Below are 20171 nucleotides of genomic sequence, written 5' to 3'. Positions count from 1 at the left end.
GTACTTCTCAAATCAGTGATCTCCTGTACAATTAGAAGCATGGTAAGAGAGGAGATGAACAGCATGAAATCCAACAAAGTCATGATCCAGCTAGGATATGTATTGGGGGCTAGTGCTCTTTTAACTGCTATCGGTTATTTCTTCGCTTCGAACTGGGAGAAGTTAAACCGATTAGAGAAATTTATTCCGATATTTGTGCTTATTTTGGGGTTCTATGGATTATCCGTTTGGCTTTCTCGCCATGTGGGAAGAGAGTTTTTAAGTAAATTAAGCCTGTTTGCCAGTTGTATTTCCTTCGGTGTTGGGGTGGGATTGATCGGTCAAACCTACAATTCGCATGCAGACAGCTACAGCTTGTTTCTCGTGTGGTTTCTGCCAGCCGTGCTGTATGCGATCTTAACAAGGTGGCAGCCTTACTATGTTTTAAGTTATATTCTTGGCCATCTTGCTTATGGGTTGTTCTTCTTTCCCAAATGGGGAAGTTATGCTGAAGCAGAAGGAACTACACTTGCCATTTGGTTAGGTTTAGCCATCGTGAACGGCACCTTGTTCGTCTTGTTTGAGAAGGGCCGCTTACATTCCCCATTTCTCAAATGGGTGACCTTTCAAGCGACACTATGTATATTCATTATCATGTCAGTGTCCCATACGTTCGAGAATTATGGCATTTGGATGAACCTGCCACTCATTGCGATGCTGGCAGCAGCCGTCATGTATGCGCATAAGACACAGAATAAAGTATATCTGTTGTTCGCAGGGCTTTGGATTTCAGCCGCGATCACCACGAAGTACGTCGAATTGATTATTGAGTACCATAATGAACTGTTTTTTATTGTAAGCTTGCTTTTTGTAATTGTGTTTATCGGCGCGAATGTGATGTTTATGAACTATGTGCGAGCCTGGAAGCCTGCCTCTAAGAAAATAGAAACAGAAGTAGAAGCTGCTCCAGCCTCCAAAGGCGATGGTGACTTCAGTAAGTGGGTCGTACGCGTGCTTACGATTTCAGTCATTATCATCGGCTCACTGCTAGGTTGCTTTACATTGATTGGTCTCGTAACTGTTGTTCTAGGGTTTGATGATCCGGCCAATATTCTGATTGGATACGGGTTAGTAGCTGTCATTGGGATGCTAGCTGCGAGAAAATTCAATATACTAGCCCGCTTTACGATTTTGATAAGTGGACTTATGTTGGGGACTGGCGCAGCTGTAGGTACAGGGCAATCCTCGATGCTGCTCATTTTTCTAGCCTTAACACTTGTGGCATTTGCCTATCTTCATGGCTTAGTTACACGGATCCTGTTTTTCTTGGCATCAATCATCATCGTGGCCTTTGTCTTGTTTGATTGGATCAACAGCGGGGTTGCTGTGCTCAGTATACTTTCCGGCTTGCTCTTCCTGCTGTTTGCTGGCGGCCAGCTGATCCGTCAATCTACGTATCGAGAGCCAGTCTTGTACAGCAGCTTTCCGGCTTTCTTGCTAGCACTATTCGCGTTAACCTTCCTGACAGAATCGGGTTGGTACTACGTCACGAATGTTCTGTTCTTCTTGCTAGTTCTAGCGGCGATCCTGATTAGCCGGCAGCTTCAGGTTCGATGGATATATGCCTGGTCGATGGGCTTCTGGATAGCCTTCCTTGTGTACAAATATTACGATTTGGCTTGGAAGCTGCTGCATAAATCCATTAGCTTCGCGATTATTGGCATTCTGATTTTAGGGATCACGGTGTGGCTTGAAAAGAGACAGAAGCTCGAACAAGAAGAGATATCGCCTCCTAGTCCTGTATATGGAGCGAATCGTTGGATTATCGCTTTATTAGTATTATTGCAAGTAGCCGCAATGTCTTTGCAAATTGGTAAAAGTGAATATCTGCTCAGTCATGGCAAGCTGATCAAGCTGCAGCTGGAACCGTTGGACCCTCGTTCATTAATTCAAGGTGACTATGTGCGCCTGCGTTATACGATCTCAGAGCCTGAGATTTATCAAATTCCGGAAAAAATGACTTTCAAAGGGAAAATAACCGTTGTCCTTGCTCCAAGTGGAACCTCGAATGTGTATGAGTTCCGCAGGGAGTATATGCCAGGCGAACAACTTGCACCTGAGGAAGTCCGCTTGAATGGTGAAAGAGAGGGATACGAAGGGATTGTGTACGGTATCGAGAATTTCTTTATCCCTGAGGGAACAGGAAGAGCGTATGAACAGAATGCTAAGTTTGCTGAAGTAAAAGTATCCGCAAGCGGGGATGCGATCTTAGTACGTTTAACAGAGAAATAAATCAGCATTTATAGAAAGAATGAGGTAACGAACATCATGTGGCTTTTATTTTCCGTCCTCGCGGCCCTATGCTTTGGGCTGCGAGGAATTCTTTATCATTGGTCAAGTCAGCAATCGTTGAATCGAAATGTATTACTTTGCGGCACGTTTGCGATGGGTGCGGTTGTTAGTCTCGTGTGTGCTCTGATCTGGCAGTCGGAGTGGGAAGTATCAGCACTAATCGGGATTCAAATGGGCTTGTTCTCCTTCGGTGCCAACGCCAGCATGTTCAAGGGCTTTGCAGTCGGCAAGGCTTCGTTGGTTGCAATTTTGACAGGGTTACCATCGGTTGTTGTCGTACTATTTGCTTATGTCCTATGGGGTGAACGGCTGAACTTCCTTCAGTTGTTTGCCTTTGTTGTTATTGTTATCGGTATTTTATTCGTCAGATACTCCAATGATATTACGCTAAAAAACTTACAAGGTGCGGGTTGGGGCGTCGTAGCACTATTCTTATTTGCTTTTAATGACTTGTCCAGTAAATGGACAACCCTCGTACACGCTTCGCTATTTCCGACCTTGTTCTATATGTTTGCGACGGGCACAATTTGCTTCGGCATCTGGTGGTTGCGAGATAGAAAGAACGCCGCGCAGCCATCAGCAGGAAGTACTTGGACAGAACAAAAGACGTTCTTATTTGGTATGGCAGTTGGCATTACCAATGTCATGGGAATGATACTCATCATTCATGGTTTTGCAAATGGGATAACAGGTCTGGTTTCAGCGGTAGTTGCCCTGAATGTACTGATCGTATTATTGTATACGCGATTTATTTTGAGGGACAAATTCTCGAAACTCGAACAATCAGGCTTAGCAATTGCTATGGTAGGCATACTCATGATGAAGTTAGTTGCTTCTTAAAATCGCATTTCGCCATGTAAATTACAACATATACTTTCTGATCTGGCGTAAATGCGTTACAATAGGAATATTCGTGCCATTAACAATGATTCAGGAGGCTATAACGACAATGACAGACAAAGATATCGAAACACAAGCACCCGAAGAGAACGAACATGATCCAGAACGTGATCAGGCCCAAGTCATTATTACATGGTTCCAACATATTCAAGAAATTGTGAAAGAACAATTCCCCGAGTATGAAGTTGATGGGCAAATTGGCAATAACCCGACATATGGTCCGATGTTTGCTTTTACACTCAAAAAAGATGAGAAGTCCACAGCATGCGGATTTTTCTTAAATGAAATTATGCGTAATTTCCAAACGAACCCTAATGCAGGACTGTGGTTATCCTCTTTCTTCGTAGATTTGTTGAGAAGCGACGAGAGTCACGTTCTTCCGAATCCGCCTCAATCTGAAGATGAAGCCAAAGAACTGTTGGACAAGCATATTGTTCCTTATTGTGCGGCAGCAGTTCGCGAGGAGTTCCCAGAACAGAAGATTTACGTAGATCTTGAGCTGCATGAGGAGCATGGCCCAGTTCTTGAGGCTGGCTTCGTAGCAGTTGAAGAAGGCAATAATACGTGTGCACTACCTTTGCAATATTTAATGACGTTATATTTACTGAATCGTGACCCTGCAGAGCCGCTGATTCAAGCGATGTACCGGTTATATGAGGAAAATAATTTAGGGCAATAATTAGTCGAACATACGACAGCCAGGAGGGATTCCTCCTGGCTGTTTTTATGTTCTATTCAATGCTGTAACGGTGAAAAACATGCTATAAGTTCCGATAGACCATAAAGTCCTCATAGGTCTGGATGATAGGAATAGCCGCACTCGCTCCCAGCTTTGCATATTTCATTGCATGCGAAGTGTTGAAGAGCACCACGGAATCGGTTGGACGAAGCCAGCCTTTGTCACAAAGGACAAGCATGGCTGCCCATGTGGCTGCGCCTTCAGGGGAAGAGGAAATGCCTTCCGAACCTAATCTGTGTGTGGCATCGCTAATTTGCTCTTTGGAAACCGCGATGGCGGTTCCTCCACTTTGTTCAACGATCGACAGAAGTAGTTCCAAATCCGGAGGATTAGGTACTCGCATCCCAGTCGGATTGGGGATCGTTCTGCTGACAGCAGGCGAAGAGTCATCCATTTCTAGCTTTGGCGTCAGCGCCAACCTTTTTTGTACACCATTGACAATGGGCTGGCAGCCTTCCTCCTGCACACAGACGAATCTAGGCATATCTCCACTAATGAAGCCGAGCGCCTTCAATTCCAAGAAAGATTTCCACATGCCAATAATGCCCGAACCGCCGCCTGTGGGATAGATGATCACATCGGGGAATGTCCATCCCAACTGCTCGGCGAGCTCGAGCCCCATTGTTTTCTTGCCTTCGACACGGCCCGGCTCTTTCAAAGTACCGACATTTACCCATCCTTGCTCCTTGCGGCCTGACTCGATAATCGCGGCGGCATCATGAATAAAGCCGTCCACCAACACAGCTGTCGCCCCGTACAAAGGGCACTCATCAACAATGAGTGAGGGACAGTCCATAGGGATAAAAACAAATGCTTGAATGCCGGCTCTTCCTGCATACGCGGCTAACGCGCTCGCAGCATTCCCGTTGGAGGGAACGGCAGCTTTCGTTGCCCCAGCTTCTTTCAGTAAAGACACCGCAACAGAAAATCCGCGTGATTTAAAGCTGCCAGTTGGATTTTGTTCCTCTCTTTTGATCCACAGGCGTTTGAGTGACAGCTTGCTCTCCCAGTTTGGCATACGCAGCAGAGGTGTCCAGCCTTCACCTAAGGAGATGATATTTGCCTGATCCTGTATGGGAAGCAGTTCGCGATATCTCCACATGGAAGGATAACGGTGTTGTAGGGAAGCTTTCGTAAAAGTCTGCGCAACGTGCTCGAGATCATAGTCAACCAATAATGTGCCGCCGCATACGCATTTCATGTCTTGATAGCGGAAGGGCAGCCTTGCAGAACATCGTGAGCAATGCAGCTCCCATTGTTTCATTTCTGGGCCTCCTCAGCGTCTCTGGCAGGAGCAGTCATGGTTGTTTCCTGCGCGCATGAAATGATTTGATTTTGTGGAAGGCAGCTTTATTAGGCAGCTTCAAGAATAACTCGAGCATGGGGGCGAAGTTCACTTCGATAATCCAAACATGCCCTTGCTTATCAAAGGCCATATCAATGCCCATCGTTTTGACCCAGCGATAGGAAGGACCTAGCTGATCAGCTGATCGTAGAGCAACGGCATGCAGCTCAGCAAGGAGCACAGAAGTCTGCATGTTCTTAAGCTCAGAACCACGTATAGCACTCTCTACAGTAACAACACGGCCTCCGCTTCTATTAATATTGGTTATAATGTAGCCTTTACCAGCAACTTTAGCCAACATGCCTGTCACTTGCCACTCCGCTTTAGCATGTCTCTGAACCATCACTCTGAGATCAAAGGGACGGCCATTCTTGGTGGCAAGGTTGATACGTTGTTGGACGATGTAGTTTTTGTTGGCTTTCTTTTTAATAAATGCATTGATTTCTTCTAGATCCGTATACGTTCGGTGTTTAGCTCCATCTTGGACCTCATAGGAAGAGTTACCGACAGTTTTAACCCGAATGACGCCATTCCCGCCATAGCTGCCAGTTGGTTTTAGGATGACTTGACCATATTTGGTCAGCATTCGCCAGAAACTGCTCACACTCAACCAAGCCGTTTCAGGCAGGAATGCTTGAAGTTTTTTTGACTTGCGAAGTAGTTTATATTTCGTCCATTTACTTGTTGATAGATTACTCATACGCTTTCTCTTCTTGCCTTTGAATGACTAGATCATGTTCCTCTGCTTGAAGGAGCTGGTTATGTTCATCAACGAAAACAACCTGCGGCTTAAGTGTGCGAATTTCCTCTTCGTTCATAAGCCCCATACTGAGAATAATTACGAGGTCTCCTGGGGCAAACAGGTGGGCAGGGGGACCATTTAAACCGATTTTGCCGCAGCCTTCTGGTGCGGGGATCGCATAAGTTTTCCATCGTGTTGCATTACGCAAACTGGTGACTTGAACCATTTCATAGGGATAAATATTGGCTTTGCGCATCAGTAATCCGTCAATGGTAATGCTGCCTACATAATCCAAATCGGCTTCCGTTACGGTCGCACGATGTATCTTCCCTTTACACATTAGTCGCTGCATGTGCAGTAGCGCTCCTTTATGATCACATGTTGTTCTTCACAGCGTATGAGAGAGACAAGTATCACGATGTAGGCACGAACCTATTTCTACAGAAAAATGGGCATCACATGTGGGGTCGTACACGGGTTATTTCCTGGGAAATCGCAGAGTTCGACAGCAGGTGGCGTATAAAAAAAACAGAGCCTTGGGCTCTGCTTGAGAAGTTATATTAATTTAAGGCCGCTAATTAATACCAAGCTGGCAATAATCGTACGAAGTACGTTAGTAGGAGCTTTCGTAGCGAGCATACTTCCGATAAGTACGCCAGGGATCGAACCGATGAGTAGATTAAAGACGAGAGTATAATTCACATTCCCCATGCTAGCATGTAGAATTCCTGCTGTTGAGGCGAGTAGAAAGGCATGTGCGATATCCGTTCCAACAAGCTGTGCAGGAGCCATTCGGAAAAAGTAGAGCATAGCAATCGCGTATAAAGAGCCTGAGCCAATAGACGTAAGACCAACAATGAAGCCAAGAACGGCACCAATCGTAATTGTCAGCCAGCGCTTCTCTTCTAGAGATTTCAGCTGCCAACGATTTTCTTTCAGACGGTGTCCGAAGAATACCTTGAACATCGTTGCGAATGCTACAAGTATTAATACATAGCCAAGCGCATGCTTAATAATCACTTCTTGATTGTCAAAGAAAGAATCGAATAATTTCAGGAACAAGACAGCGAGTACAACACCAGGAATACTGCCAAGGGCAAGCATTTTCACCAGTTTAAAGTCAATTGTTTTCTGCCGCCAATGCTGGATGGTTCCGAACAACTTCGTAATCGAATTATAAAGAAGGTCTGTTCCTACTGCAATGGAAGGATGAATACCAATTAAAATTAATATGGGAGTCAGCAAGGAAGCGCCGCCAACACCTGTCATTCCGACCAGAAAGCCAACAATTACACCCATTAGAATAATACTTAAAGTCATGTTGTCATGTCCTCTTTTCATTACCCACTAAACACATTGGATTAATTTTAGTCCCGTAAATAGTATTTGTAAAGATAAATTTTCCAAGCTCGGACCTTATCCCGACTAAATCGCTTGCTATTCTTCAAATCTGGAATCAGGTACAATGGATAGATGTGTCAAAGTCAGTTTTGGGAGGATTAATCATGCGTAATCGAACTACCGTGATGGTCAGTATCGTGCTGGCCATGTTAGTCGCGTCTATGGATACGACAATTGCCAATACAACGATGCCAATCATTGTGAATGACATTGGTGGAAATAGCCTATATGCTTGGGCGTTTACCTCCTATATGGTGCTTTCGACCGTGCTAGCTCCATTGGCAGGAAGATTATCGGATTTATTCGGGCGCAAGCGCATTTATGCAACGGGCATTCTATTATTTCTTGGGGGCTCAGTGCTCTGCGGTTTAGCAGACAGCATGGTGCAGCTCATTATTTTCAGAGCGATACAAGGGATTGGTGCAGGGGTGATGATGCCATTTCCATCCATTATTGCCGGAGATATTTACCCAGTGGAGCAACGGGGGAAAGTTCAAGCCTTTTTCACGGGCATGTGGGGGTTATCCGCAATCTTAGCACCTACATTAGGTACGTTTTTTGTAACTTATTTGAGCTGGCGTTGGATTTTCTTCGTGAATGTCCCGATTTGTCTCATTGCGTTACTAGCCTTGCTGCCATACAAAGAAGTCTATCAACCGAAGAAAGCCGTGATTGACTATTGGGGTGCACTCTTGTTTGCCGCAGGGATTTCGTCCTTATTACTCATTACGGTGGTCGAATCCTATACCTATCTGTACGGTGCCGTTGGTGTTCTCCTGCTTGTCATATTCTTTTTCTATGAAAAAAGGCATGCAGCCCCGATTGTTCCAATGACCTTGATGCGAAATCGGCCCGTGGCCTTCATGATTGGCGGCTCATTTCTCAGCTGTGCGGCGCTTTTCGGGACGTCCAGTTTTATTCCTTTGTTTTTGCAGAATCAAGGACACTCCCTCTTCATCAGCGGTATTGCATTGCTTAGCACATCCATCGGGTGGATGGCCGTTGCCGTCCCTAGTGGGAAATGGGTGATACGCTTCGGCTATAAGCCGTTGCTGCTGACGGGGAACGCTTTACTTGTTGTAACGGCGGTATTGCTTTTCTTTATTGATGAAGGAACCTCATTCTGGTACGTATTCAGTGCCCTTACAATGTTAGGTCTTTCGTTTGGACTGTTGTTTACGGTATCAACGATTGGTGCTCAGCAGTTAGTGGAGGCCCATCAGAAGGGGATATCAACCTCACTCCAGCTATTCGCGCGGAATATCGGTACAGCGGTCAGTGTCACGGTGATGGGCTCCATTGTAACGAAATCGGATGTCTTCTACACCGGGATTCATGGCATGTTTATTTATGGTCTAGTAGCAAGCATAGTTGCATTTGCAGTGCCTTTGGCGATTCGTGCAATTCCCAAAGAACAACAAATGACTTCTTAATTTTTTAAAAAAGAGTGGGCTCTGATAGCCTCACAAGCACAAGTTGACAGCATGCCCAAGTTAGTAGATTATGGGTAGATATACGACTAAAGAAAGAAGTGAATGCACGTGTTATTGAATGTGAAGTCTCGTCTTCATGAGGGTGAAATCCAAGAACTGTTGAGCTATAGCCTGTTTCCGGACGAGGATAGCTTACAGTTGGCTCTCAGCAAGTATGAAAAAGATGAAAACACATGGTTGTTCGCCTATGAATCGGAAGGCATCCTTGTTGGGATCATCGGATTTGAGTTAAATGAGAAGCAGGAAATGACACTCCATCATCTAGCGGTAGAACCTGAGAGTAGAGGCGTAGGCTTCGGTAGAGGTATGCTGCTTGAAATTATTGAGGATATGCAACCTACCCGAATCACGGTGGAGACGGACGAAGACGCTGTTCAATTTTACCGTAATGTAGGTTTCGTGATTCGCAGTTTGGGGGAGAAATATCCCGGTGTGGAGCGATTCCAATGTACATATGAGGTTGAAATCGACGAGGAAGAATAAAAAAAATCCCGAATGACTGCATCCAAGCAGCATCCGGGATTTTTTTTGGATATAAGAAAGATAAGTACTTTACACGCGTGATTTCACCGTTCTTGCATATTCGGAGGGACTCATTAAGGTTGCTTTCTTAAAAGCCTTGGAGAAATAGTGAACTGAGCTGAAGCCCAATTTCCTGGAAATCTCAGTGAAATTATACGTTTCTTCGCGTATCAGGATCTTGGCCTGATCTATTTTCAATTTGGCAAAGTACTCCATTAGTGTATAGTTCGTATGTTTTTTGAAAAGGTCCTTGAGCTGCGTTTTGCCAACACAGAACACTTGGCTGATTTCGTTTAAAGTAAGATGAGTATCGATATGCTCCTCCATGTAGCTCATTACCTTGCTCGTCAAATCATGGACAGACTTCTCCTTGGCAACCGTAGAAAGAGGCGTATCGGCTTCCGTTGGAGCTGATTTCCGAAGTAAACGTAGCAAGAGGATTTCCAAATAGCTTTGGATCATTTGTTCACTCCCAACAGGCGCGTCCTGTCTGCGCACAAGGGGATGAACGAATGGGAATTCGAAGGCTTGTTGTCCTTCGCGCACGATCTGGGCGAGTAAATTACGTTCCTCATCTTCTAGATGCAGCACCTTATGCTCAAAAAATTGCATAGCTTTCGAATGACAGTCGAACGTCATGACGATCAAATTGGGAGCTTTTCCTTTGGTCGCGTAAAAGCTATGAAACTCATTGGGTTTATGAAAGATGATGGACCCCTGTTTAAGTAAATAGCGATTATCATCCGCGTGTACTTCCACTTCGCCGCGATCGACATAAAGAAATTCCCAGAAGTCATGCTTCTCGCCATCGAACACAAAATCCTTTCCATACTCGAAGTAGTGCATGGTTATGACTTTATGGATAACGATACTCATCTTCAAATGCGTCCGCTGATACTCGGTAGTGTTCGTTTTGCTTATCGTCATGGGTGTCACTCCTGATATTTCGATGCTAGGCGTATACCTCTATCATATCACAGCCGAAATAACAAAAAAATCGGCTTTCAAGACAAAGAAAAGGTGGAGACCATCTTTTATAATCAAGGTATCGCAAAGTTCGAGGGGGAGCTAGCATGAAGATAGGTGTAATTGGGTATGGACTTAGAATTGAGAGTGTGATTAAGGAAGTTTTGAAGGCAGATGCGGACTGCCGAATTACAGCGGTTGTTGATATTCGTAAAGATCATATTAAAGATCAGCTTCTTAAAAGAGGTTGGGACTACATCAATTATTATGATACGCCAGAAGAAATGCTTGCTACAGAGCAGCTAGACGGGGTTATGATTGGCACTCGCTGTAATTTACACACAACAATGGGGTTGAAGGTGTTACAACATAATTTACCTCTCTATATCGAAAAGCCGGTGGCTACAAACTACGAAGATCTTCTTCGTTTAAAACAAGGATACGAGGCATCCCAATCGCCTGTCGTGGTTTCCTTTCCATTACGAGTAACCTCCATCGTGGAGCTGGTTAAGGAAATCATTCAATCGGGTAAAATCGGCACGGTTGAACATGTTCAAGCGATTAATAACGTGCCGTATGGGCGTGTCTATTTCCAAAGCTGGTACCGCAATGAGGAAGAAACCGGGGGGCTTTTCCTACAAAAAGCGACGCATGACTTCGACTATATCCAAGCCGTGCTAGGGCAGAGGCCGATAGCTGTCTGCGCAATGACATCCAAGCAAATATTCAAGGGAAATAAATCCGCTGGACTCAAATGTGTGGATTGTGAAGATAATCGCACCTGCTTAGAGAGTACCGTTGGTACTGCAGAAAAGCTAGATCCAACTTGGCAATATTGCTGTTATGCCAAAGACACAGGAAACGAAGATTCAGGAAGTGCGCTGTTCCGTTATGAAAGCGGAATGCATATGTCGTACTCGCAAAACTTCTTCATCCGCAAAGGTGCGGCTGCACGTGGTGCGCGATTTATGGGGTATAAGGGAACCGTTGATTTTGATTTCTACACAGGTCAAGTTAAGGTGCACATGCATCATACAGCCCGCGTAGAAACGTATGAACTTGCATCTGGAAGCAATCATTTCGGCGGTGATGAGAAGCTGGCACACAATTTTACGCAAATCATGAAGAAGACTGCAAGCTCCATCTCGACACTAGACGATGGTTTGATGAGTGCTCTCATGTGTATGAAAGCGCAGGAGTCTGCTCAGACGGGGACTTTCCAAGATTTAAAATGGGAATAAGGAACCCGTTCGAACTTCAATAATCGGAGGCATGTAAACATATGGAGAAAAAGGTGACTTTTCATACTAAAAGCTTGAGTTCGTTATCCAAAGTTTTTGCAGATGAAGCTCCACATGAACCAGCCTATACGCAGGCATCGGCTCTTAAAGGAGAGAGCTTCGCATTCCAAATTGCCTACACCTCAGATCAACTATTGAAAAACATTGGCGTAGAAGTCTCTTCAACACTAGGGCTTCCGTTTACAATTCGTGCTGTAGGCCTGGTGCCTTCTGAAATGCCCTGTTACGCTAATCATGATTCACATGTTCTGCGGACGACACCTGGCCTGTATCCGGACCCGCTGTACCCGCTTGAAGCGAATCGTGTAACGGCGCTTCCTGGTCAATGGAGAGCCATTTGGATTCATGTTGATTTAGATGCGTCTATACTTGCTGGAACATATCGTGTACATGTAGGCTTTACATCCTCAGAAGGTGAGAAGCTAGGTGAGGAAGTGTTGGAGCTTAACGTACATGCCGCAACCCTGCCGAAGCAGAAGCTGATCCATACGGAATGGTTTCACGCAGACTGCCTTGCTACTTACTACAAAGTCCCAGTATTTAGTGAAGAACATTGGAAGATCATGGGCCAGTTCATTGAAACTGCCGTCAAGCATGGTATCAATATGATTCTGACCCCAATCTTTACACCTCCGTTGGATACCGTAATCGGTGGTGAACGACCGTCCGTTCAGCTAATAGGTGTTGAAGTCGTTGAAGGAAGTATCGATGGTAAAACGACTTATTCCTTTGAATATTCAAAGCTCGAGCGTTGGGTAGCCATTTGTCAGAGCAAAGGGGTTGAGTATTTCGAATTTTCACATCTCTTCACCCAATGGGGGGCCAAACATACGCCCAAAGTTATAGCGACCATGAACGGCGTAGAACAACGCATCTTCGGTTGGGAGACAGATGCCTCAGGCGAAGCGTATGCCCATTTTCTAGGGCAGTTTCTACCTGACCTCGATCTCGTTATCCGTAGACTTGGTATTGCTTCCTGCAGCTTTTTCCATGTGTCAGATGAGCCTACACAGACGAATTTGGAAAGTTACAAGAAAGCGAGTGATCTCGTTCAGAAGCTGCTTCCACCCGATTATCCAATTATTGATGCACTTACGGAGATTTCCTTCTATGAGCAAGGCATTGTTCAGAAACCAATTCCATCGAACGATCATATTGAGCCATTCCTAGAAGCAGAGGTTCCTGATTTATGGACATATTACTGCTGCGCACAGTTTAAAGAGGTGTCTAACCGCTTCTTTAACATGCCGTCTGCCCGCAACCGGATCATCGGGCTGCAATTGTATAAGTTCGGTATTCAAGGATTCCTGCACTGGGGATACAACTTCTATTACTCCCAGTATGCGATGAAAGAGTTGAATCCTTTTCAAGTGACGGATGCCATGCATGCGTTTCCCTCAGGTGATAGCTTCCTCGTTTATCCAGGTGAATCGGGACCTATCGAGTCGATTCGGTTGGAAGTTTTTCATGAAGCGCTGCAGGATTTGAGAGCATTACAATTGCTCGAAACGATGATCGGTAAGGAGCGTACAGTTGCCTTAATTGAAGAAGGTTTGTCAGAGCCGCTCACGTTCTCCGTCTATCCGCGCAGTACGGCATGGATGCTCGAAGTACGGGAGCGAATTAATCAGGCGATTGCGGTAAGTAGTTAAATAGGTTTGGTATTTGAAAGACTGTCCACAAGGCTGAAAAAGCCAATGGGCAGTCTTTTTAATAGGAGTCAGTTCTTGTTAATCAACATCAACCCAAGCCAACTCAACTAACTTAACCCACAGCCAACACAACTACTTAGTTAACACAACCAGCACAATTAACATAACCAGCACAGCCGACACAGCCGACATAGGCAACACAGCCAGCATAGGCAACACAGGCAACACAGCGAACACAGCCAACCCCGCCAACTTATCCGACCCCAGCCAACTCATCCACCAAACCCATCCAAGGGATCCCATTTTCTGTCGTATCTACAATAAAGAGTTGAACCATTTATCAAGAGCACTCTTTATTTTAGAAATTTGAAGATGATTGATTGGTAGCAGCCATTATTCTTGTAGATATCACAGAAAATGACTTCTTGTGAATAGTCACTCGAACAGAGGACATGCCCTTTACAACGAGTTCCCCATTATAGAGATAACATCCTTCATGCAATGAGCATGTATCTTCTTTTTTTCAATGCTTTAGTCAAGTTCCTTACCTTCGCGCATATACTGTGTTAGATTCTTATCTTTATGCTTGTTCGAAAGTTCGCAGAATGCCCTGAAAGCGATTACGTATCGACATTTACGTGACAAAATTCACAATGATGACAGGCTCTCACAGGCAAGTTGTCAAAAGATGCAAGCCAGTTCCCGCAGAAATAGGAGGGTGCAGAGATGCTGCATATTGTCGTTTGTATTAAACAAGTTCCGGATTCTAGAGAAATTCGCATTGATCCCAAAAATAATACGCTCATTCGTCAAGGTGTTCCCAGCATTGTGAATTTCTATGATATGCATGGCTTGGAAGAGGCGCTGCGTATTAAAGACGAACAAGGTGCGCGCATTACGGTTGTTACTATGGGGCCGCCACCTGCTGAAAAAGGGCTTAAGGAATGTATCTCACTAGGCGCGGATGATGCGGTATTGGTGACAGATCGTGGTTTTGCTGGAGCGGACACGCTGGCTACCTCGTACGTCGTCGCACGAACCATTCGTAAAATTGCGGAAACGTGGGGACCGGTTGATATCGTTTTTTGCGGAAAACAGACGTTAGATGGCGATACAGGACAAGTTGGTCCAGGCGTAGCTTGTCGCTTGGATTTGGAACAGCTTACCTATGTTAACAAAGTCGTTAAAGTGGATGAAGAAAATCGGAAAGTACGTGTTCATCGATTGTTGGAGGATGGCATTGAAGTCGTTGAGACAAGCATGCCGGTACTAATCACTGCGCTGAAAGAGCTGAATAAAGTGAGACGTGCTTCACTGCCAGGCATGATTCGAGCGGCTAGGTATAAGCCTACCGTATGGACGACGGCTGATTTTCCAGATCTGGAGAGGGCTAAAATTGGACTTAAAGGCTCACCGACAATTGTTGCCAAAACCTGGGTACCCGAAATTAAAGCGGTAAAAACACAAATGATCACATTTGATAGTCCAGAAACTGGCGCAGCTCAGCTTGCCGATCAGCTGTTGACGAAGGATATGCAGGCCTTGTTGGACTGGGCTTGATCGATAGGAACGGAGGATGACACGATGGCAAAGGAAACTGAACAAATAGATCCGACGATGCCGGACTGGTCGGCATATCGTGGGGTGTTGATCGTTGTTGAGCAGCGTGAGGGCATCGCGAAAAAGGTGTCCTGGCAGCTGCTAGGTGAAGGCAAGAAGCTGGCAGCCAAGCTGGAAGCGCCGCTAATGGCCCTCGTCATCGGCGAGAATGTTGCCAATCTCGCCGATGAAGCCGTGGCTTACGGCGCGGACCGTGTTTACCTCTGTGAAGCCGCAGAGCTTCGCGATTACAGGACCCGGCCGTACAGCCGGGTCTGCTTGAAGCTGATCGAGGATGCGAAGCCCGAGATCGTGCTGTTCGGCGCGACAGCGACGGGCCGTGACCTGGCAGGTGCGATTGCCACGCACCTGCCGACGGGGCTGACGGCCGACACGACGCAGCTCGACGTGGAGCCGCCGCCGTCGCGGCTGCTGCTGGCCAGCCGGCCGGCTTTCTCTGAGAAGATGATGGCCACCATCCTCTGCAAGCAGTACCGGCCGCAGATGGCAACAGCGCGCGCCGGCGTGTTTCAGGCGCTGCCGAAGGACGCGGCGCGCCAAGGCGAAATCATCCGCATCGAGGCAACGATGCGTGAAGAAGAGATTGACGCGCAGGTGCTCGACTTCCTACGCGAGACAGGCAAGCTGAATCTCGAGGACTGCGAGATTATCGTAGCAGGAGGCCGCGGACTAGGCGGGCCTGATGCCTTCAAGCTGCTCGCCGAGCTTGCGGATGCACTCGGCGGTGTCGTAGGCGCATCTCGCGCTGCCGTTGATGCGGGCTGGATCAGCCACGAGCACCAGGTGGGGCAGACGGGCGCCACGGTGCGGCCGAAGCTCTACTTCGCCATCGGTATCTCTGGTGCTGTTCAGCACACGGTAGGTATGAGTCATGCCGATATCGTTGTCGCGATCAACAAAGATGAGAAGGCGCCAATTTTCCAATTTGCCCATTATGGCCTTGTTGGCGATTTGTTCAAAATCGTCCCTGCCATAACGGAGGAATTCAGGAAACGCCGCACACTTTTTGGCATTCATCCCCCATCGGTTGATGCCTCGATATCCACTACGCAGACGCAGTCAGAGGCGAACGAAGCCCGAGAGAGGAGTGAAGCAAAATGAACGAAAAATTCGATGCTATCGTCGTTGGCGGAGGACCAGCCGGAGCTGCTGCAGCCTTAACCATGGCACGAGCGGGTCTATCTGTGGTGCTGCTCGAGAGGGGCGAGTTTCCTGGCGCCAAAAACATTTTTGGAGGCGTCCTCTATCGTAAGCAGATCGAGGAGCTTGTTCCTGAGTTTTGGAAAGAGAAGAATTTCCCGATGGAGCGTTACATTGTTGAGCAACGGATCTGGATGATGGGCAAAGAGTCGATGGTCACATTCGGCCACCGCAATGAGGCATATAAGGAGCCCTATAACTGCTTTACAGGCCTGCGGGTCAAATTCGATCAATGGTTTGCTGAAAAAGCTGTAGCGGCGGGCGCGATTCCGATATACGAAACCGTTGCGCTGGACGTCATTCGTGAAGGTAATAAAGTGGTAGGCGTGCGAACCGATCGAGATGACGGCGATTTGTATGCGGACGTTGTCGTCATTGCAGACGGTGTGAACTCATTGCTAGGCAAAGCTATGGGCATTCATAAAGAATGGATGCCAGATGAGGTATCTTTGGCGGTTAAAGAGGTCATTGCACTGCCCCGGGAGAAAATTGAGGACCGCTTTGGACTTGAGGGTGATGAAGGTGTCACCATCGAATTTATGGGTGAAACCTCGCTCGGCATGGCGGGAATGGGCTTCTTATACACGAATAAGGAAACGATCTCGTTAGGGGTCGGTGTGATGGTGAACCATTTGCGGGATAAAAAGGTGAAGCCCTACGCCGTTCTTGATGCTGTCAAACAGCATCCGATGATTCGTAAGCTGATTCAGGGCGGAGAGACCAAAGAATATTCCGGTCACCTGATTCCTGAGGGTGGTTTTCACTCCATTCCTACCTTATCTGGTGATGGCTGGTGTGTCTGCGGCGATGCCGCGCAGTTGATTAACTTTGTCCATCGGGAGGGGACGAATCTCGCTATGACCTCAGGGCGATTGGCTGGAGAAGCCATTATCGAAGCGAAGGCGCGTGGGGATTTTACAGCTCCTACGATGCATCTCTACGATAATAAAATCCGAGAATCTTTTGTCCACAAAGATCTACAGAAGTACAAAGGGATGCACCAATTTTTAAAAGAGCAGGATCCTGAACTGTTATTTGATAGGCTGCCTCGTGCGGTCAATGAAGCTGCTTATAACATGTTTCTCGTGGATGGGATTACGAAAGCCGAGAAGCAAAAAATGGCCATGAAGCTCATCAAAAATGCCGCTGGCGGTACAGTAAACTTGATGAAGCTGGGCTACAAGGGATGGAGGGCGATGAACGGATGAGCCAAAGTGATATTTCAGATAAACTGTTTACCATTCGTTACAAATGCGATGATAAATCCCACCTCGTGATCAAAGACAAACAAACATGTTTGAATTGTGTGACCAAGGATTGCAATTATTTCTGTCCTTCCGATGTCTATGAGTGGGAAAAGAAGCTCAAAATTACGACTGTTGCATTTGAAAATTGTATTGAATGCGGAACTTGCCGCATTGCGTGTCCTTCGTACAATATTGATTGGGTGTACCCGAAGGGCGGACATGGCATGACGTATAAATACGGCTAAGCCCGCCGTACGGTAATGGAACCTTGACTACTTTAGTCAAGGTTCTATTTTTTGTGGAAAAACGACATTTCTCCATATGTAGGTGTAGATTCTCCATAGTTTTGTTTCTCTTAGGATACGATAATAGACGATAGGAGGGATTTATAATGACCATTTCATTTGAACCAGCACAAGGTGTATTTCATTTAAGCAATAAGCATATGAGCTATGTGATCCAACTAATTAACGATTCCTATCCAGCCCATGTTTACTGGGGCCGCCCTATTCGATCTGGTCAACTCGGGACCATTATTCAATATACGGAACGTGCTTCTTTTAGTCCGAATCCAGTTAAGGAAAATAGAAAGATCTCCTTCGATACTCTTCCACAAGAGTATCCTGCTTATGGGACAAGCGATTTCCGCGAACCTGCCTATCAAGTGGCGCTTCCTAATGGGTCAACGATTACTGAGCTTGTCTATGACAAGCATCGCATCGTGCAAGGAAAGCCTGCATTAGAGGGCTTACCTTCAACCTATGTAGAAGCAGATCATGAAGCAGAAACGCTAGAAATTGAGCTTGTTGACAAAGTAGCTGGCTTACGAGCAATTCTGTCCTATACGATTTTTGCCAATCATGCAGCTATCACTCGTTCTGTCCGATTTGTTAATGAGAGTACAGCTGATCTCAAGCTGCTGCGTGCGTTAAGTATGAGCGTGGACTATTCCAGAGCCGATTGGGATCTACTGCAGCTCTCAGGAAGTTGGGCGCGTGAGCGTCATATCGAAAGAAGAGCCTTGGCTCCTGGTAAATTGACAGTCGAAAGCCGCCGCGGTGCTAGCAGTCATCAGCATAACCCGTTCGTTGCTTTACTTTCGAAGGATGCTAATGAAGACTATGGCGATGTGTATGGTATTAATCTTGTATATAGCGGTAACTTTGCGGCTTTCGCGGAAGTTGATCCTTTTGCAACGGCGCGTGTCTCTATAGGAATCAATCCTTTTGATTTTAGCTGGCTGCTAGAGCCAGGACAACAGTTCCAAACACCTGAGGCCGTTATGGTGTACTCCAGTCAGGGGATTGGGGAGATGTCCAGAGCCTACCATCGCCTATATCGTACGCGGCTTTGCCGCGGTGAGTTCCGGGATCGAGTACGACCAGTCCTGGTGAACAACTGGGAAGCGACGTATTTCGATTTTAACGCGGATAAAATAGAGAGCATCGCTCGTGCGGGGAAAGAGCTTGGTATTGAGCTTTTCGTACTGGATGACGGTTGGTTTGGCAAAAGAAATGACGACACAACTTCACTTGGTGACTGGGTTGTAGATAAGGCGAAGCTCCCAGGTGGACTTGAGGATTTGGTAGAGAGAGTTAATAAGCTTGGACTTGAATTTGGACTATGGTTTGAGCCTGAAATGGTATCACCTGAGAGTGATTTGTACAGAAAACACCCAGATTGGTGTCTGCATGTGCCCGATCGTCGACGTACCGAAGGTCGTGGGCAGCTGATTCTTGATTTTTCGCGTGAAGATGTATGTGATGGTGTGATGTCCATGCTGCGCAACATATTAAGCAGTGCTCCGATCACTTACGTCAAATGGGATATGAATCGGAATATGACCGAAATTGGCTCTGCCGCTCTGCCGCCTGAACGTCAAAGAGAGACGGCACATCGGTATATGCTAGGCCTATATCGCGTAATGGACGCCATCACAGCCGAATATCCGCATATCTTGTTTGAAAGCTGTTCGGGTGGCGGCGGGCGTTTTGATCCAGGTATTCTGCATTACATGCCACAAACCTGGACGAGCGATAATACTGATGCCGTTTGCCGTTTGAAAATTCAATATGGGACTAGCATCGTGTACCCAGTTAGTTCCATGGGCTCGCACGTATCTGCGGTGCCTAATCACCAAGTTCATCGCATGACGTCCTTGGAAACCCGGGGTCATGTGGCCATGTCTGGTAACTTCGGGTATGAGCTTGATCTGACGAAGTTCACGGATGAAGAGAAGGAACTCGTCAAACGTCAAGTTGCCGACTACAAACAAATCCGACCGCTTGTCCAATTTGGCGATATGTATCGCCTCTTGAGCCCGTTCGAGGGGAACGACACCGCGTGGATGATTGTCTCCGAGGACAAGACGCAAGCAATGGTCGTCTTCGTCCGTGTGCTTGCAGAGCCTTATGCGCCGCTGAAGACTTTGCGGCTCAAAGGACTCAACCCTGACTTCGATTATCAGATCGAAGGCTCGGAAGGCCTATTTCCCGGCGATCATTTATTATACGCCGGTCTACCTGTCGCTGGTCTCCATGGCGACTTTCAGAGCAAAATCTGGCTGCTGGACGCTAAGCAGCAATAGACAAGAGTCAGTAAAGTATCCCTCATTTCCCGTTCTGGGAAATGGGGTTTTTCTATGCGAAATGAGTGTCTTCCGGAGACACACTACGGCGATATTCATTTTCTGTCGTATCTACAACAATGTAC

At 46.5% G+C, this 20171-nt stretch carries 18 protein-coding genes; 12 read left to right on the top strand and 6 right to left on the bottom strand.

Annotated features, from left to right (window positions below; genetic code table 11):
- The first annotated feature begins 63 nt into the window (after window positions 1-63).
- From AC58QG_RS09555 to AC58QG_RS09545, 3 genes are all read left to right on the top strand, one after another.
- Window positions 64-2271 (top strand): GDYXXLXY domain-containing protein, encoded by a 2208-nt coding sequence (locus AC58QG_RS09555; RefSeq protein ID WP_497361814.1) that lies wholly within the window; start codon window positions 64-66, stop codon window positions 2269-2271.
- A gap of 36 nt (window positions 2272-2307) precedes the next feature.
- Window positions 2308-3171, top strand: coding sequence for an EamA family transporter (locus AC58QG_RS09550; RefSeq protein WP_497361813.1), 864 nt, complete (start codon window positions 2308-2310; stop codon window positions 3169-3171).
- Between the two features lie 109 nt (window positions 3172-3280).
- Entirely contained in the window at window positions 3281-3910 is a 630-nt protein-coding gene (locus AC58QG_RS09545) for a hypothetical protein (RefSeq protein WP_497361812.1), read from the top strand.
- Between the two features lie 82 nt (window positions 3911-3992).
- Here AC58QG_RS09545 and AC58QG_RS09540 read toward each other — a convergent pair whose 3' ends face one another.
- From AC58QG_RS09540 to AC58QG_RS09525, 4 genes are all read right to left on the bottom strand, one after another.
- Window positions 3993-5234, bottom strand: coding sequence for a threonine synthase (locus tag AC58QG_RS09540; protein ID WP_497361811.1), 1242 nt, complete (start codon window positions 5232-5234; stop codon window positions 3993-3995).
- Between the two features lie 34 nt (window positions 5235-5268).
- Window positions 5269-6015, bottom strand: a complete 747-nt coding sequence (locus AC58QG_RS09535) for a YheC/YheD family protein (RefSeq protein WP_497361810.1) — start codon at window positions 6013-6015, stop codon at window positions 5269-5271.
- Window positions 6008-6409 carry an aspartate 1-decarboxylase gene (panD, locus tag AC58QG_RS09530; protein WP_497361809.1) on the bottom strand — a complete coding sequence of 134 codons (402 nt, stop codon included), beginning with the start codon at window positions 6407-6409 and terminating at the stop codon, window positions 6008-6010. The genes AC58QG_RS09535 and panD overlap by 8 nt, the downstream gene beginning before the upstream one ends.
- Before the next feature lie 203 nt (window positions 6410-6612).
- Window positions 6613-7377, bottom strand: a complete 765-nt coding sequence (locus AC58QG_RS09525) for a sulfite exporter TauE/SafE family protein (protein WP_497361808.1) — start codon at window positions 7375-7377, stop codon at window positions 6613-6615.
- Between the two features lie 185 nt (window positions 7378-7562).
- On the opposite strand from AC58QG_RS09525, the gene AC58QG_RS09520 reads away from it, so the two are divergent.
- Both AC58QG_RS09520 and AC58QG_RS09515 read left to right on the top strand, forming a co-directional pair.
- Window positions 7563-8891 carry an MFS transporter gene (locus AC58QG_RS09520; protein ID WP_497361807.1) on the top strand — a complete coding sequence of 443 codons (1329 nt, stop codon included), beginning with the start codon at window positions 7563-7565 and terminating at the stop codon, window positions 8889-8891.
- Between the two features lie 102 nt (window positions 8892-8993).
- A complete protein-coding gene (locus AC58QG_RS09515; protein WP_497361806.1) occupies window positions 8994-9434 on the top strand; it encodes a GNAT family N-acetyltransferase in 441 nt (146 codons plus the stop codon).
- 69 nt (window positions 9435-9503) lie between these two features.
- Here the strand turns inward: AC58QG_RS09515 and AC58QG_RS09510 are convergent, their stop codons facing one another.
- The gene (locus AC58QG_RS09510) at window positions 9504-10400 is read right to left on the bottom strand and encodes an AraC family transcriptional regulator (protein WP_497361805.1); all 897 of its coding nucleotides are present in this window, start codon (window positions 10398-10400) and stop codon (window positions 9504-9506) included.
- Between the two features lie 146 nt (window positions 10401-10546).
- Here AC58QG_RS09510 and AC58QG_RS09505 point away from each other — a divergent pair, with 146 nt between their 5' ends.
- Together AC58QG_RS09505 and AC58QG_RS09500 are read left to right on the top strand one after the other, a co-directional pair.
- Window positions 10547-11680, top strand: a complete 1134-nt coding sequence (locus AC58QG_RS09505; RefSeq protein ID WP_497361804.1) for a Gfo/Idh/MocA family protein — start codon at window positions 10547-10549, stop codon at window positions 11678-11680.
- 41 nt (window positions 11681-11721) lie between these two features.
- The gene (locus AC58QG_RS09500) at window positions 11722-13392 is read left to right on the top strand and encodes a DUF4091 domain-containing protein (protein ID WP_497361803.1); all 1671 of its coding nucleotides are present in this window, start codon (window positions 11722-11724) and stop codon (window positions 13390-13392) included.
- Window positions 13393-13524: 132 nt separating this feature from the next.
- Here AC58QG_RS09500 and AC58QG_RS09495 read toward each other — a convergent pair whose 3' ends face one another.
- Window positions 13525-13668 carry a hypothetical protein gene (locus tag AC58QG_RS09495; RefSeq protein WP_497361802.1) on the bottom strand — a complete coding sequence of 48 codons (144 nt, stop codon included), beginning with the start codon at window positions 13666-13668 and terminating at the stop codon, window positions 13525-13527.
- Between the two features lie 450 nt (window positions 13669-14118).
- On the opposite strand from AC58QG_RS09495, the gene AC58QG_RS09490 reads away from it, so the two are divergent.
- The 5 genes from AC58QG_RS09490 (at window position 14119) to AC58QG_RS09470 (ending at window position 20046) form a co-directional block, all read left to right on the top strand.
- Window positions 14119-14952, top strand: coding sequence for an electron transfer flavoprotein subunit beta/FixA family protein (locus tag AC58QG_RS09490; RefSeq protein ID WP_497361801.1), 834 nt, complete (start codon window positions 14119-14121; stop codon window positions 14950-14952).
- A 24-nt stretch (window positions 14953-14976) separates the two neighbouring features.
- Window positions 14977-16113 (top strand): electron transfer flavoprotein subunit alpha/FixB family protein, encoded by a 1137-nt coding sequence (locus AC58QG_RS09485; RefSeq protein ID WP_497361800.1) that lies wholly within the window; start codon window positions 14977-14979, stop codon window positions 16111-16113.
- Window positions 16110-17420, top strand: coding sequence for an FAD-dependent oxidoreductase (locus AC58QG_RS09480; RefSeq protein WP_497361799.1), 1311 nt, complete (start codon window positions 16110-16112; stop codon window positions 17418-17420). The genes AC58QG_RS09485 and AC58QG_RS09480 overlap by 4 nt, the downstream gene beginning before the upstream one ends.
- Window positions 17417-17704, top strand: coding sequence for a ferredoxin family protein (locus AC58QG_RS09475; protein ID WP_028554142.1), 288 nt, complete (start codon window positions 17417-17419; stop codon window positions 17702-17704). Before AC58QG_RS09480 ends, AC58QG_RS09475 begins: the two co-directional genes overlap by 4 nt.
- A 146-nt stretch (window positions 17705-17850) precedes the next feature.
- Window positions 17851-20046, top strand: a complete 2196-nt coding sequence (locus tag AC58QG_RS09470; RefSeq protein WP_497361798.1) for an alpha-galactosidase — start codon at window positions 17851-17853, stop codon at window positions 20044-20046.
- The last annotated feature ends 125 nt before the right edge of the window (window positions 20047-20171 follow it).

The organism is Paenibacillus sp. J22P169, from assembly GCF_059691995.1.
The sequence above is the reverse complement of the archived record's forward strand: the minus strand, read 5'-3'. Positions and strand labels throughout refer to the sequence as shown.

What these genes read in the sequence shown, in the direction of transcription:
- AC58QG_RS09555 (WP_497361814.1), top strand. Translation starts at nt 64, where the DNA reads ATGAAATCCAACAAAGTCATGATCCAGCTAGGATATGTATTGGGGGCT.
- AC58QG_RS09550 (WP_497361813.1), top strand. Translation starts at nt 2,308, where the DNA reads ATGTGGCTTTTATTTTCCGTCCTCGCGGCCCTATGCTTTGGGCTGCGA.
- AC58QG_RS09545 (WP_497361812.1), top strand. Translation starts at nt 3,281, where the DNA reads ATGACAGACAAAGATATCGAAACACAAGCACCCGAAGAGAACGAACAT.
- AC58QG_RS09540 (WP_497361811.1), bottom strand. Translation starts at nt 5,234, where the DNA reads ATGAAACAATGGGAGCTGCATTGCTCACGATGTTCTGCAAGGCTGCCC.
- AC58QG_RS09535 (WP_497361810.1), bottom strand. Translation starts at nt 6,015, where the DNA reads ATGAGTAATCTATCAACAAGTAAATGGACGAAATATAAACTACTTCGC.
- panD (WP_497361809.1), bottom strand. Translation starts at nt 6,409, where the DNA reads ATGCAGCGACTAATGTGTAAAGGGAAGATACATCGTGCGACCGTAACG.
- AC58QG_RS09525 (WP_497361808.1), bottom strand. Translation starts at nt 7,377, where the DNA reads ATGACTTTAAGTATTATTCTAATGGGTGTAATTGTTGGCTTTCTGGTC.
- AC58QG_RS09520 (WP_497361807.1), top strand. Translation starts at nt 7,563, where the DNA reads ATGCGTAATCGAACTACCGTGATGGTCAGTATCGTGCTGGCCATGTTA.
- AC58QG_RS09515 (WP_497361806.1), top strand. Translation starts at nt 8,994, where the DNA reads ATGCACGTGTTATTGAATGTGAAGTCTCGTCTTCATGAGGGTGAAATC.
- AC58QG_RS09510 (WP_497361805.1), bottom strand. Translation starts at nt 10,400, where the DNA reads ATGACGATAAGCAAAACGAACACTACCGAGTATCAGCGGACGCATTTG.
- AC58QG_RS09505 (WP_497361804.1), top strand. Translation starts at nt 10,547, where the DNA reads ATGAAGATAGGTGTAATTGGGTATGGACTTAGAATTGAGAGTGTGATT.
- AC58QG_RS09500 (WP_497361803.1), top strand. Translation starts at nt 11,722, where the DNA reads ATGGAGAAAAAGGTGACTTTTCATACTAAAAGCTTGAGTTCGTTATCC.
- AC58QG_RS09495 (WP_497361802.1), bottom strand. Translation starts at nt 13,668, where the DNA reads ATGAGTTGGCTGGGGTCGGATAAGTTGGCGGGGTTGGCTGTGTTCGCT.
- AC58QG_RS09490 (WP_497361801.1), top strand. Translation starts at nt 14,119, where the DNA reads ATGCTGCATATTGTCGTTTGTATTAAACAAGTTCCGGATTCTAGAGAA.
- AC58QG_RS09485 (WP_497361800.1), top strand. Translation starts at nt 14,977, where the DNA reads ATGGCAAAGGAAACTGAACAAATAGATCCGACGATGCCGGACTGGTCG.
- AC58QG_RS09480 (WP_497361799.1), top strand. Translation starts at nt 16,110, where the DNA reads ATGAACGAAAAATTCGATGCTATCGTCGTTGGCGGAGGACCAGCCGGA.
- AC58QG_RS09475 (WP_028554142.1), top strand. Translation starts at nt 17,417, where the DNA reads ATGAGCCAAAGTGATATTTCAGATAAACTGTTTACCATTCGTTACAAA.
- AC58QG_RS09470 (WP_497361798.1), top strand. Translation starts at nt 17,851, where the DNA reads ATGACCATTTCATTTGAACCAGCACAAGGTGTATTTCATTTAAGCAAT.